This is a genomic window from Streptomyces tibetensis (assembly GCF_007655005.1).
Classification (GTDB): Bacteria; Actinomycetota; Actinomycetes; order Streptomycetales; family Streptomycetaceae; genus Streptomyces; species Streptomyces tibetensis.
Genome location: NZ_SZVW01000012.1, coordinates 266,891 through 279,947 on the forward strand (window position 1 = coordinate 266,891; position 13,057 = coordinate 279,947).

The following is a 13,057-nucleotide window of genomic DNA, read 5'->3' on the forward strand; positions in this document are numbered from 1 at the left end:
GCCCACGGTGACGATGTCAGATCCTGGGCGGGCCGGATCACGGTGGTACCTCTTCTCTGGCAGGACGAACCGCATGGGGGATGTCCGGTGGTGCAGCGCTCGTCTCGGCACTGGATGTCGCTACTATAAATGCGATCGTTCTGTTTTTTGTTCCTGTCACATTTCAACCCTGTGGAGCTGCCCGATGACACGGCCCAAGCAGGAACGCGCCGTCCGCACCCGTGAGGCCATCCTGATGGCGGCGGCGGAGGTGTTCGACGAGTACGGCTACTCGGCCGCCGGCGTCAGCAAGATCCTGCAGCGGGCCGGCGTCACCCAGGGCGCGATGTACTTCCACTTCAAGTCCAAGGAAGACCTGGGCCGCGCGGTCCTCGTGGAGCAGGCCTCCACGCTCGCGCTGCCCGCCGAGCCGGCCGGGCTGCAGCAGTTGATCGACCTGACCCTGTACCTCGGCCTGGAGCTGCAACGCAACGTGCTGCTGCGGGCCGGGGTGCGGCTGGCTGTCGAACAGGGGGAGGCGGGGCTGCAGGACTTCACCGTCTACCGCTGGTGGATCGACCGGTTCCGCGCCGAGTTGGAGGTGGCCGGGCGGCGTGGCGATCTGCTGCCCCAGGTGGACGCCCTGGAGTTCGCCCGGGTCCTGGTCGCGTCCTTCACCGGCACCCAGTTGATGTCCCACCTGGAGTCGGGGCGGGAGAGCCTGCCCTCCGAGATCTCCGTGCTGTGGGGCTACCTGCTGCCGGGCATCGCCACGCCCGGGGCCCTGGCACGGCTGACGGTGGACGTGGAACGCGCGAAGGCGATGCTGTGAGCGGCCCGCGCATCCTGCTGACCGGCGCCACGGGGTTCATCGGCTCCGCGGTGCTGCGCACGTTGTCGCGGGCCGTGGCGGACGAGGGCGCGGACCTGACGGTGCGGGCCGTCGTGCGCGCGGCGCCCGCCGGACAGGAGTCGCTGCCCGGTGTGGAGTGGGCCCGCGCGGACCTCACGGACCCGGCTTCGCTGCGCGGCCTGGGCTCCGGGTGCGACGTCCTGCTGCACCTCGCCGCGCGCGTCGGCGGCGACGCGGACGCCTGCACGGCCGTGAACGTGGGCGGCACCTCGGCACTGGTCCGGGAGGCACGCCGGGCGGGCATCGCGCGGGTCCTGCTGCTGTCCACGGCCGCCGTGTACGGTGCCGGACCGCACAGCGGCATCCCCGTGGACGGGGTCGAGCCGGCTCCGGTCTCCGCCGCCAGCGCCACCCGGCTGGCCGCCGAGCGGCTGGTCAGGGAGGCCGGCGGCACGGTACTGCGGCCGGGGCTGGTCCTGGGCCGCGGAGACCGCTGGGTGGTGCCCGCCCTGGCCGAACTCGCCGCGCGCGTGCCGGCCCGCTGGAACGGTGGGCGGGGCCGGCTGTCCCTGGTGGACGTGCGCGATCTCGCCCGGCTGATCGCCGCGCTGGCCCGCGCCGGACGGCTGCCGGGCGGGGTGCACCACGCCAGTCACCCGGAGCCGGTACGGATCGCCGACCTGCTCGCGCGGCTCGCCGAGCACGGCGTGCTGCCCGAGGTGGCCGAGCGGGACTGGCCGCTGGACCGCTGCCTCGCGGAGCTGGCCCGTACCCCGGGGCGGGCCGGCGAGAGGCAGTTCCGGCTGCTGGCCGAAGACCACTGGTACGAGAGCCGGGAGATCTGGCGGCTCGCCAACTGCCCGCCCGGTCCCGGGCCCCTGGCCGGACTGGCGGACACGGCGGGCTGGTACCGCTCCCTGCTCGCCGGGCGCTGACCCGGCCTCGGCGGCAGGACGCAGCACGCAGCACGCAGCACGCAGCACGCAGCACGCAGCACGCAGCACGCAGCACAAGGTAAAGGATTTGTTTTGCCATCGTCTCCGTCTGACCAAGACGATTCACAAAACGATCGTTCTGTTTGTAATTTTGAGCCCGTGATCAGTGACCCTCTCCCCGCGGCCGACTTCAGAGGAGGACACGGGACCGTGCGCGGAATATCGCCCCACCAGGCGGCCATAGCCGACATCGGGATACGCCACCTGCGTGCGTTCCTCGTGCTCGCCGAGCAGCTGAGCTTCACTCAGGCCGCTGCCTCGCTGCACACGACCCAGCCGTCCCTGACGCGCTCCATCCACCGGCTCGAAGAGGCCCTCGGCGCCCGGCTCTTCCACCGGACCACCCGCAGCGTGCGGTTGAGCGAGTCCGGGGCACTGCTGCGGGAGGAACTGGAGGAACTGCTCCCCCGCCTGGAGTCGGCGCTGGCGCCGCAGTACGACATCCGGACACTGCGGATCGGCTTCAACTGGCTGTTCCCCGACGAGCTCCTGCAGGACACCATCGCCGGCTTCGAGCGGGCGTACGGCGTCGCCGTGGACCTGGTGCGCCGCGACGAGCGGTGCGCCGGACTGGAGGAGGGCGCCGTCCAGCTGGCGGTGCTGCGCGGCAGACAGGTCGCCCGGGGGCTCACCATCGTGCGGCTCACCCAGGAGGAGCGGGTCGCCGCCGTCGCCCGCCGATCGCCGCTCGCGCACCGGGGCGGCATCGCCTGGACCGAGCTCGCCGAGCACCCGGTACTGATCAACACGGTGAGCGGCGCCACCCAGCTGCGTGACTGGCCGGAGGAGGCCCGGCCCGGCAAGGTCACCCTGTGCGCGGGCTTCACCGAGTGGCTGGAGCTGATCGCCGCCGGTCACGGCGTCGGGGTCGCGCCCCACCTGGTGCAGCACCGCAACCCGCATCCCGGGGTCCGGTTCATCCCGCTCACCGGAGCCCCGCCCATGCCCCTCTGGCTGGCCCGCCCTGCCGCGGGCGCCCACCCGCTCGCCCTGCGCTTCATCGAACGCGCGGCCACCGTGGTCCAGGCGGCAGCCGCGTAGACCTGCCCGGCGGACGCGGCACGAGGACGTTCCGTGCGCGCCAGAGGATGCGCGAGGCCGAGTCGGATCGGCCCGGGCCCAGGGCCGTCACTCGCCCCGCCACGCGGCGATCGCCAGTTCGTAGCGCTCCAGGTAGCGCTCGACGACGCTGCGGCCGGCTGCGGGGAGCAGCGTCAGGACCCGGGTGACGCCCGCCTGCTCGCAGAGGTCCAGGATCCGCGGGTCGTGCGGTACGCCGGCCAGCACCACCGGGATCGGGCCGCGCCCGGCGTCCTCGGCACGGCGCTGCAACTCCGGGACGCGCCGCAAAGTCTGGGCGAGGGTGTCCTCGTTCGCGAAGTCGGGCAACCACGCGTCACCGTACGCCAGGACCCGTTCCAGCACCCGCGGGCCCATGCCGCCCACCATGACGGGCGGGTGCGGCCACTGCACCGGCTTGGGCCAGGACCAGACGCCCTCGAAGGTGACGTGCTTCCCGGCGTACGAGGCCTCGCGCTCGGTCCAGAGGGCCCGTACCGCCTGCACGTGCTCCTTCATCCGCGCGAAACGGCGGTCCGGATCCACACCGTGGTGCCGCATCTCGTCCGCCGCCCAGCCCGCGCCGATGCCGAAGTCGACCCGGCCGCCGGAGAGATGGTCGACGCTGGCGACGGTCTTGGCCAGCACCAGCGGATCGTGCTGGGCCACCAGGCAGATGGCGCTGCCCACGCGCAGCGAGCGGGTCGCGCAGGCGGCGGCCGTGGCCGCCACGAACGGATCCAGCGTCTCCCGGAACTTGTGCGGCATCCGCGCCGCCTGGGCGCCCGCCACGGCGTGCGTGTGCTCGGCGAAGTACAGGGCGGAGTGGCCGCGTTCCTCCATCATCCGGGCCAGTGGGCCGGGCGGCATGGTGGCGGGGGTGGCGAACACGGAGGCGCCGGTCTGCATGAGAAATCCTCCGGAGGAAGAAGGGGGATCGGTCGAGCGTACGGAACCGGCGGGCGTCCGGGGCTTGTGGCCCGGACGCCCGCCGGTGGAGCCGTCGCCGGGGCCGTTCGGACCCGCGGCGACGGTCTCGTCACGCGCCGAGTCGGGATACCGACCGCGCGAGAGCCTTCAGGAGAGAGGAAGCCCGCTTGTCGTCAGGGCCCACCGCGATGAGCCGGTTGGTGATGTAGGAGACGCCTACTCCCGCGCCGGGCCAGGCCAGATGGGCCGAACCGCCCCCGCCGTCGTGCCCGAACGAGTCGCCGTCCACGCCGTCGCGCGGCGTGGACCGCAGCCGGAAGCCGGCGCCGCCGTACACCATGCGGATGTCGATCAGCGGGTCCGTCTTGCGCACGTACTCGCGCCGCGCGTCGTCGAGCACCGCACGCGACAGCAGCAGGGGCTCCTCACCCGGCGCCCGCGTCGCGTCGGCGGCCAGGATGGAGTACAGCCGCGAGATGGCCCGTGCGGTGCCGATGACGTTGGCCGCGGGGATCAGCGAGGTGCGCCGCTCCGGGCGGTTCCAGACCATCTCCTCGTGCGGGAAGGGGATGGGGTTCTGCCAGATCCGCTGGGTCATCGGGGCGTCACTGGTGAAGAACCCGGTGTACTGCTCCAGGAAGTGCGCCCCGTACTCCAGCCGCGCGACCTCCCCGGCCCGCTCGGCGGGTATGCCGTACGACATGTCGAGGTCGTGGGGCGCGGCGACCTCCTCGGCGAAGAACCGGTCGATGGTGCGCCCGTCCACCCGGCGGATCACCTCACCGGCGACCCAGCCCGCGGTGAACGGCCCGTACAGGATGCCCCCGGCCCGCTCGTCCTCCTCCGGAGCCTGGTCGGCGATCAGCCGGGCCATCTCCAGCGGGTCGGTGATGTCGTCCTGGCCCAGCGGCACGCGCACTCCGGGCAGCGCCGCGGTGTACGTCATCACCTGTCGCAGGGTGATGCGGTCCTTGCCGTGCCGGCCGAACTCGGGCCAGTAGTGGGCGACCGGGGTGTCGAAGTCGATCAGCCCGCGCTCGACGGCCACGAGCAGCGTGATCGCCACGATGCCCTTGCTGCCGGAGAACATCAGGGACTTGGTGCCGGGGTCCCACGGGCGGCCGGTGGTGGAGTCGGCCGCGCCGCCCCAGATGTCCACCACCTTGGCGCCGCGCCACCAGGCGCAGAAGGCGCCGCCTAGTTCGTCGCGCTCGCGCAGGTTGCGGTCGAACTCCTCGCGCACCTCCTCGAATCCCTCGGCGACGTACCCCTCGGCGACGAGACCGTGGTCGGCGGGACCGGCGATCCGGACGTCGGGGACAGCGGTGTCGGGCAGGGTAGTCATGAGTAGCAACGCTCCATCAAGTGCTGTGCGGACAAGGGGAGAAGCAGGTGTGTCAGCCGCGGACCGGCTCGGGGTGCCCGAGGCTGACGCGCAGCACACCGTGGGCGGCACCGGTCACCGTCACCTCGCTCAGGTCGCGGACCCGGGGGCACCCCTCGGCGGCCGGACCCCGGTAGGTGCCGACGACCACAGCGGTGGCGTGGGCCGCGGCCGCCGCGCGCAGCCCGGCCTCCGCGTCCTCGAAGACGACCGCGGAGGCCGGGTGGACGTCCAGGGCCGCCGCGGCGGCCAGATAGCCCTCCGGGCTGGGCTTGCCCTCGCGTACGTCGTCGGCGCTGACCAGCAGCGGCGGCAGCGGCAGACCGGCCGCCGCCATCCGGCGGTGCGTCACCTCCCGGCCGGCGGACGTGACCACCGCCCAACGGCCCAAGGACAGGCAGGCCAGCAGCTCCGCCGCGCCGGGCACGGGCACGATCCCGTCGACGTCCTCGACCTCCTCCGCGACGAGCCGCGCGGTCTCGGCAGCCACGTCGACGCCGGCCGGAGCGTACCGGGCGACCGTCTCGCCGGTACGGCGGCCGTGCGCGGTGTGGAGAATGCGCTCCGCGTCCAGTCCGTGCCGCCGGGCGAAGCGGCGCCAGGTGCGCTCGACGACGACGGTGGAGTCCACCAGCGTGCCGTCCATGTCGAAGAGCAGGGCCTCGGGGGCGAGAGCGGTGCGGGACGTCATCCGGCTGCCTCTTTCTGCTGCGTGGGGGCCTGGCGCGTGGAGGCCTCGTACGTGGGGGCTTCGTACGTGGGGGCCTTGTACATGCGGGCTCTGTGCGTGGGGGCCTGGTGCGTGGGGGCTTGGTGCGTGGGGGCCTGGTGCGTGGGGGCGGGGAACGGTGCGGGCCGTGCGGCGCGGGCCCGCGCCCAGGCGAGATCCCGGAGCGGGAGAGCGGTGTCGCCGTCGCGGTAGTCGTTCTCCAGGACCAGCGCGCGCGGGGCGGGGCCGTGGACGGCCAGGGCGGCGATCACGTCGTCCAGCAGGCCGTCGCCGGTGCCGAGCGCAACGCTCGCGCCCGCGGCGGCGCTGCCCGGGGCGCCGTCCTTGAGGTGGATCTGGTCGGCCAGGAAGGCACCGAGGCCGGTCACCCACCGCACCGGGTCGCGGCCGGCCACGCGCAGGTTGCAGGGGTCCAGCAGCAGCCGGAAGGCCGGTGAGGCGACCCCGTCGACCAGGGCTCCGGCGTCCTGCGCGTCCAGGTCGTTCTCGCTGGCCAGGAGCAGCCCGCGGGCGGCGGCCTCCCCGGCTGCCCAGGCCAGGATCCGGACGGTGCGCCGCAGGTCGTCCGGGGTGTCGATGGCGCTGCGCCGGAAGCTGGGCACGAACACCAGCGGTACGCCGTATGCCTGTGCCGCGTCGAGCAGCCGTACGATCACGGCCCGGGCCCGGGTGCCGTCGGCGCTGCCCGGCAGGGCGGTGAGCCCGATGTCGTTCAGGGTGTTGGCGGTCAGCCCGAGCAGCTCGACGCCGGTCCCGGCACTCGCCCGGTGCACGGCCCGGACCGTCCCCGGGGCGTCGGCCCACGGGCCACGGCCCGGCCCGCCCAGGTCCAGCTGCACCCCGTCCGCCCCGAGCCGCGCCGCGCAGCGCACCGCCTCCTCGGCACCGGTCACCGGCAACCGCCAGGAGGCGAGGGCGACGAGGGCGTTCGACCCGCTCATGCCGGGACTCCGCGGCTCTGGGAGACGGGGCGCGTGTCGCGGACGGAGCGCCATCGGCCGCCCTCGTCCACGACCAGGCTGTCACCGTGATGCCCGCCGGCATCCGTGGTGACCAGCGCGTGGGCCAGCGCACCGAAGTGCTCGGGGCGCATGTAGGAGTCGTAGTCGAAGTCGGTGGGCCTGCGGCGCCGGATGCCGGGGGTGTCGACCATGCCGGCCGGGAGCGCCTGCACGACACGGACGCCGTCCGGGCCCTCCTCCTGGGCGACCGAGTCGAGCAGCGCGCTGCCCGCGGCCTTGGTCGCCGCGTAACCGGAGCGCCCCGGCCCGGCGTTGTAGACCACCTCGGAGGAGATTCCCAGGAACAGCCCGGCCGGCTCGCCGCGCAGCACGGGGAGCGTGGCCGCCAGGGTCAGCCACAGGCCGTGCAGGTTGACGTCCACCTGTCGGCGCCACTCGGCCTCCTCGACCTCGCCGAAGGGCGCTCGCCGGGTGCCGTACGACACGGCCGAGTAGCAGACGGCGTGCAAGGGTCCGGCCGCCGCGTCGGCGAGCGTGGCGCGGGCCGCCTCGGCGTCGGTGAGGTCCAGCGGAAACCAACGCAGCAGGTCGGCGCCTTCACCGGCGGGCTTGTTGCGGCTGAGCACCAGGACATCGAGTCCGGCCCGCGCCCAGGCGGCGGCGACCCCGCGTCCGATGCCGGTCGAGCCACCGACGACCAGGGCGCGGCGGGCGGCCGGCGATTGCTGGGGGAGGGTCATCCGTTCTCCTTGGTCAGACTTCGAGAGGCGGTCATGCGGGGGCGGCGGTGGGGGCGGCACGGTCCGCGGCGACGCGCACCGCGAGCTTGATCAGGCGGCGGCCCTGCCAGGTGCGGTCGCGGTGGATCACGAGATGCCGCATGATGCGGGCGGCCTCATCGAGACCGGCCACATGGGTGACCAGGTCCCGGTAGCGCTCGGGCGCGGCAGTCAACTCGGCCGCCGCCTCCCGCAGGTGACGGTCCGCCACTCCACGATGGCCGAACAGCCGCACCGGGGTTCCGGCGTCGGTGACGGCGCGCTCGACGTGGGGCACGGCGGGCAGGCCGCCGCAGTTGGCGGCGCGGACGGCGGCGAGTCGCACACCCGGCAGCGCTGGGCTGGCGGCGTCTGCGGGCAGCCCGCCGAGCAGGTCGACGACGAGATCTCCGGGCAGGGCGCGCAGCGCCGTCTCGAGACAGCGCAGGGTCGCGTCGCGCGGGGTGGCGAGGACGACGGCGACCGGCCCGTCGCCGACCGCTGCGCGCAGGGCCTTCGGACCGTCGGCCGCGGTGAGCAGGACGTCGGCCCGGTGCGCGCACTCGGCGCTCCAGGCTCGCCCTGCGTCCGTGTGGTGCACGTGCACGGTCCGCACGCCGGGTGGGAGCATGCGGCCTGCCGCCCGGACGGCCAGATGACCGACCGTGCCGTCACCGAAGACGAGCAGCGTGCGGACGTCGACCGTCTCCAGTACGGAGTACGCGTACCGCACGGTCGCGAGCGGCTCCAGCAGGGCGGCCAGGTCGTCCCGCGCGAGCGGCTCGGGCAGCGGGGTCACCAGCCCCGCGGCGACCGCACTCGCCGGGATGAGTGTGCGCTCCTGGAGCAGGCCGTCGACGTGGTGGCCCAGCAGGAAGGACGGGTCACCGGGGTGCGTCGGGTTGACCACGACACGGGTGCCCGGCGCGAGGCCGGGGTCCACGTCGGGGCCGACCGCGGCGACCAGGGCCGATCCCTCGTGCCCGATCACGGGCGCGGGGTCCCCGCGCAGCCCGCGCAGCATCTGCAGATCCGTGCCGCACAACCCCGCCGTCTGCGGGGCGATGAGGATCTCGCCGGACACCGGACGGGGCGTCGGCCGTGGCTCGACCCGGACCCGGCCGCCCTCGCGGACGATCGCGCGGTGGAACACGGCGCTCATCGCGTGGCTCCTGTCGGCTGCGGGTCGGAGAAGTGGGTGAGGCCGGTGACGGCCGGGGCACCGCCCGTACCGTGCCGAGCGGCCAGTGCGGCACCGATCAGCGGGTCGGCCTCGCCGGGCCGGGCCGTGGTGACCCGCCGCTCGGCCCAGCCGGGGCAGCGGTCACCGGTGAGGTAGAGGCCGGTGCGGGCCAGATGGGCCAGCAGCGCTCGGCGGACGTGGCCGCCGAGGCCGTACACCACCCCGCCCGTGAGGACGATCTCGTCGAGCTCCGGGTCCAGGCACAGGGCGGTGCGCAGCACGTCCGCGAGGGGCTCGACCGCCGCCGACAGCAACTCCCCTGCGACCGCGTCGCCTTCGTCGAGTGCCGCCCGCAGCGCACGCTCGAAGCCGGCCTCCTCCTCGGTCCGCCCGAGCGCCGACTCCGCCCAGCGCTTCGCGTCCCGCACCCGCATCGACTCGGCGAGCCGCCGGAGCCCGGGTCCCGAGGAGTACGCGGCGACATGCCCGGGGGTGCCGCAGTCACAGACGGGGACCGGGGCATGGGCCGGCACCGCCGACGCGGTCCGCGGGGCCAAGGCCGTGGGCACGGCCGCCGGCAGGTGGCCTATTTCTCCCTGCAGCCCGCAGTCGTCCACCGCGACGGTGTCCGTGCGCAGATCCAGGATGCGACAGGCGATGCCGGTGCTGACGGTGACCAGGAGCAGTTTGCGCAGGCTGCGCCGGTGGGGCGCGGCAGCCGCGTGGAGCAGGGCCGCGGTCACGTCGTTGACGACGTGCCACGCGACCTCCGGCCGGGCCGCGCGCAGGGCGCCGTGCAGGTCGAAGGGCTCGGTGTGCGGGCCCCACAGCGGGGCCGAGGCGTACACCGTCCCGGTGCGGTGGTCCAGGGCCGCGCCGAAGGACACCCCCGCGCGGGCCACCCCGGCCGGGACCGCCGTGCACAGCGCGTCGACCATCCGCTGCCGCAACTCGGGCACGGGCAGCCCGGGCAGGGTGCGCATGCTCGGCGAAGGCCTCTCGACCAGGTCCCGCAGCCCGCCCTCGGGCGACCAGAGGGCTCGGCGCAGCCGCGTGCCGCCGACGTCGACGACCGCGATGTCCCCGGCCGAAGGTGTCCCCTCGACGCGGTCACTCGTCCCGGTCACGAGGCCACGGCCAGCAGCTCGGCGTCCTCCCGCCCACCCAGCGCTGCCGCACGCACCTGGACGAACTCCAGGGCTCCGGCCAGCTCCTCGCGGGTGAGGTCGTTGACGAACCGCACCTGCCCGATGCCCTCGGTCAGCGGCATCCGCTGGCGGCCGTCCCGGTGCTTGACGGCGTCGCGCAGTGCTTCTTCCAGCAACTCGGCGGTGAACACGGGGTGGGCGAGCGGGAGGCCCGCGGTGTGCATCAGGCGCAGCGCGCGGTCGGCGTCCTCGGCGGACAGCAGGCCCCGCCGGTGGGCCAGGGCCACGCAGATCGCCATGTCGACGGCGACGGCCTCACCGTGCAACAGCGGGGGGTCGGCCCGCAGTTCGAGGGAGGGGCTGAAGGTGTGGCCGTAGTCGACGGACCGCTCCAGCACCTGCTCCCACAGGTTGGGCTCCAGTTCGTCGAGCATCCCGGCGATGGCCCGGGAGATCACCTCGGTGGCGACGGGCCCGCCCGCGGCGAGGCTCTGCGGGCCGGTTCCCGCCACGGTCGCCTCCAGGAGCTCGAACAGCGCCGCGTCCTTGACCAGGGCCATCTTGATGATCTCGGCCAGGCCGTTGACGATGTGCCGCGGGTCGACGGTGGTGAGGAACTCCGGGTCGATCAGGGCGGTCTCGGGTGCGTAGTACGTGCCCAGGCGGTTCTTGTGGGTGCCGTGGTTGACGCCGGTCTTGACGCCGATGCCCGCGTCGATCTGTCCCAGCAGGGTGGTGGGGACCCGGACGTAGGGGACGCCACGGCGGTACAGACTGGCGGCGAACCCGGCCACGTCGAGGACGACGCCACCGCCGATGGCGACGATCTTCTCGGTGCGGCGCAGCAGGCCCATCGCCGTCATCGCCTCGGTCACCTCGACGGCGCTCTCCAGCTCCTTCGCCTCCTCATCGCCGGGGAGCACCTTCCAGAAGGACTCGACGTGCCAGGCCTCCAGGTAGGCGCGGACGCGCTCGCCGTACAGCGCCTGCACCTTGTCGTCGACGACGACCAGGCAGCGGGTCGGGTGCTGTCCGTCGGCACCGCAGGCACGGGCGAGGGCCGGGTTGGCCGGGTCCAGCAGACCGCGGACGATGTTCACGTCGTAGCCGACCGGCTCACGGGACTGCACCCGCCAGGTGAGGCCCGGCGGCTTGGGGAGGTCGACGGGCATGACGAACGCGGGAGCCTGGGGGGCGGTGGTGGACGGAGACATGGTGCATCCTCGTTCCTGACGGGCCGGGCGCCCGGCAGGGCGCGCGTCCCGTCGATCGGGAAGGGGCGGCAGGTCGATGGGCGTACCCGTGGCCCGGGGTGGGGGCCGGGTGGGGCCCGGGTGGGACCGGGCTGGGGCCCGGGGGACCCGGGGGGAGAGATCAGGCCCGCACGGACTGGCGGTGCCGGAAGACGTCGTTCGGGTCCCAGCGCCGCTTGACCTCCTGCAGGCGCCGGTAGTTGCCCTTGAAGTACAGGTCGTGCCAGGGAACGGAAGACCGGTTGTACCGGGGGTCGCCGATGTCCGAGTCGGGGTAGTTCACGTAGCAGCCGTCGGTGCGCTCGCCGGGCACCGGTACACCGCCGGTGGCGGCGTACACGTCGCCGTAGACACCGCGCACCCACGCGATGTTGGCCGCGTCGTCGCTCTCGTCGTACCAGTACGTCTCGTACGTGACCTTCATGATCGAGTCACGCTGGGCCACGGCCGTCGCGGCCGGGTCCACCTCGGCGATGCGCCCGCCCGTCGAGGGGATGACGAGCCCGGCGATCCGCGCGCTCTGCGGTGAGCGGGTCAGGTGCTCGTAGATCGTCTCGATCTGCTGCCGGGTGAAGCCCCTGCGGTGGTACGCGGACTTGTGCTTGCCGCGCATGTTGGGGTCGGTCTGGGTGGGGCTGGACGTGCCCACGTACCGGGTGGCGCGCAGCCAGGGCAGCCGCTGCGTGGTGGCGTACGTCGACCGGTGGGTTGCGCCGGTCGCCTCCGGCACGCCCGGGGTGTCGCTGACGCCGAGGGCCCGGTTGAGGCCGGCGAGGAAGTCGGTCAGCAGCCGCGGTGCGTCCGGGAGGGTGGCGTCCAGCTGGGCGATCAGGGCGATGTCGCCGGTCGACTGGTGGTTCGGCATCAGCCAGACGCACATGTCCCGGTACGGGGAGGTGACGTCCTTGTGCCGCTCCAGCCAGGAGCCGTAGAACTCGAGCAGGGCGGTGAAGCCCGCCTTGCTGACGTCCTCCCAGGGCCAGGACACCATCGTCACGAACACCTCGGCGGGCGGTGTGGGCAACAGCGCGCCCGGAGCGGAGCCGGTCGTGCCCGGGGTGCGGAACCAGTACTTCGTGATCACGCCGAAGTTGCCGCCGCCGGCGCCGGTGTGCGCCCAGAACAGGTCGTGGTTCGGGTCGTCGGGATCACGGCCGGCCACGACGCTGCGGGCTCTGCCGGAGGCGTCGACGACCACCACCTCCACGGCGTCGAGGTGGTCGACGGTCAGGCCGTGGGTGCGCGAGAGCATCCCGTAGCCTCCGCCGCTCACATGACCGCCCACGCCGACGGAATAGCACGCGCCACCGGGAATGGTGACGCCCCAGCCCTCATAAAGGGTTTCGTAGACGTTGAGCAGGGTGGCCCCGCCCTCCACGGCGAATGCCTGGCGTTCCGGGTCGAAATGGATCCGGTTCATGCGGGACATGTTGATGACGACCTCGACTTCTGAATTGAAGACGAAGTCCTCGAAGCAATGTCCGCCGCCTTGGATGCTGATGCGCTTGTCACGGTTCACCGCGTCCTGCACCAGCTCGACGACCTGACGCGTCGTCGTGGGCAGCACGATCCGCTCCGGAGCGGCGACCCACCGCTGATTCAGGCCGGATATCAGGTCGGCGTAGCGGGCATCGTCCGGTTTCACGGAGACCGGGCCCGGCCCGGCGGCCGCGGCCTCGCGGGCCGCCGCGGCAGGCCCCGGCAGCAGTCCGGCACCTGCGGCCGCACCGGCCGTCGAGAGCAGTGCCCGGCGGCGACTGAAGGAACTCATGCGAGAAATACCCCCGTTCGCTTGCAGATCTCGCTGGGTGATTCCCGAGGAA

The 13,057-nt window shown here is 73.5% G+C and carries 12 protein-coding genes; 3 read left to right on the forward strand and 9 right to left on the reverse strand.

Annotation, left to right across the window (positions count from 1 at the left end; translation table 11 throughout):
• Nucleotides 1–184 precede the first annotated feature (184 nt).
• The 3 genes from FDO69_RS21920 (at nt 185) to FDO69_RS21935 (ending at nt 2,868) form a co-directional block, all read left to right on the forward strand.
• Nucleotides 185–811: a ScbR family autoregulator-binding transcription factor gene (locus tag FDO69_RS21920; protein WP_104781550.1), complete on the forward strand. Its 627-nt coding sequence runs from the start codon at nt 185–187 to the stop codon at nt 809–811.
• Nucleotides 808–1,767 (forward strand): NAD-dependent epimerase/dehydratase family protein, encoded by a 960-nt coding sequence (locus FDO69_RS21925; RefSeq protein WP_104781551.1) that lies wholly within the window; start codon nt 808–810, stop codon nt 1,765–1,767. The genes FDO69_RS21920 and FDO69_RS21925 overlap by 4 nt, the downstream gene beginning before the upstream one ends.
• Nucleotides 1,768–1,977: 210 nt before the next feature.
• Nucleotides 1,978–2,868, forward strand: coding sequence for a LysR family transcriptional regulator (locus FDO69_RS21935; protein ID WP_104781552.1), 891 nt, complete (start codon nt 1,978–1,980; stop codon nt 2,866–2,868).
• Nucleotides 2,869–2,955: 87 nt separating this feature from the next.
• On the opposite strand, the gene FDO69_RS21940 is transcribed toward FDO69_RS21935, so the two are convergent.
• From FDO69_RS21940 to FDO69_RS21985, 9 genes are all read right to left on the reverse strand, one after another.
• The gene (locus FDO69_RS21940) at nt 2,956–3,795 is read right to left on the reverse strand and encodes a TIGR03619 family F420-dependent LLM class oxidoreductase (RefSeq protein WP_104781553.1); all 840 of its coding nucleotides are present in this window, start codon (nt 3,793–3,795) and stop codon (nt 2,956–2,958) included.
• Nucleotides 3,796–3,925: 130 nt separating this feature from the next.
• Nucleotides 3,926–5,161 carry a serine hydrolase domain-containing protein gene (locus FDO69_RS21945; RefSeq protein ID WP_104781554.1) on the reverse strand — a complete coding sequence of 412 codons (1,236 nt, stop codon included), beginning with the start codon at nt 5,159–5,161 and terminating at the stop codon, nt 3,926–3,928.
• A 52-nt stretch (nt 5,162–5,213) separates the two neighbouring features.
• The gene (locus tag FDO69_RS21950; protein ID WP_104781555.1) at nt 5,214–5,891 is read right to left on the reverse strand and encodes an HAD-IA family hydrolase; all 678 of its coding nucleotides are present in this window, start codon (nt 5,889–5,891) and stop codon (nt 5,214–5,216) included.
• Nucleotides 5,888–6,871 (reverse strand): sugar phosphate isomerase/epimerase family protein, encoded by a 984-nt coding sequence (locus FDO69_RS21955; protein ID WP_159030637.1) that lies wholly within the window; start codon nt 6,869–6,871, stop codon nt 5,888–5,890. Before FDO69_RS21955 ends, FDO69_RS21950 begins: the two co-directional genes overlap by 4 nt.
• Nucleotides 6,868–7,632, reverse strand: a complete 765-nt coding sequence (locus FDO69_RS21960; protein ID WP_104781557.1) for an SDR family NAD(P)-dependent oxidoreductase — start codon at nt 7,630–7,632, stop codon at nt 6,868–6,870. Before FDO69_RS21960 ends, FDO69_RS21955 begins: the two co-directional genes overlap by 4 nt.
• 31 nt (nt 7,633–7,663) lie before the next feature.
• Complete coding sequence (locus FDO69_RS21965) at nt 7,664–8,812, reverse strand: alcohol dehydrogenase catalytic domain-containing protein (RefSeq protein ID WP_104781558.1); 1,149 nt, start codon at nt 8,810–8,812, stop codon at nt 7,664–7,666.
• Nucleotides 8,809–9,960: an ROK family protein gene (locus tag FDO69_RS21970; RefSeq protein WP_104781559.1), complete on the reverse strand. Its 1,152-nt coding sequence runs from the start codon at nt 9,958–9,960 to the stop codon at nt 8,809–8,811. Before FDO69_RS21970 ends, FDO69_RS21965 begins: the two co-directional genes overlap by 4 nt.
• Entirely contained in the window at nt 9,957–11,195 is a 1,239-nt protein-coding gene (locus FDO69_RS21975) for a sedoheptulose 7-phosphate cyclase (RefSeq protein ID WP_234388028.1), read from the reverse strand. The genes FDO69_RS21970 and FDO69_RS21975 overlap by 4 nt, the downstream gene beginning before the upstream one ends.
• Nucleotides 11,196–11,355: 160 nt before the next feature.
• The gene (locus FDO69_RS21985) at nt 11,356–13,005 is read right to left on the reverse strand and encodes an FAD-binding oxidoreductase (protein WP_104781560.1); all 1,650 of its coding nucleotides are present in this window, start codon (nt 13,003–13,005) and stop codon (nt 11,356–11,358) included.
• Nucleotides 13,006–13,057: the final 52 nt, after the last annotated feature.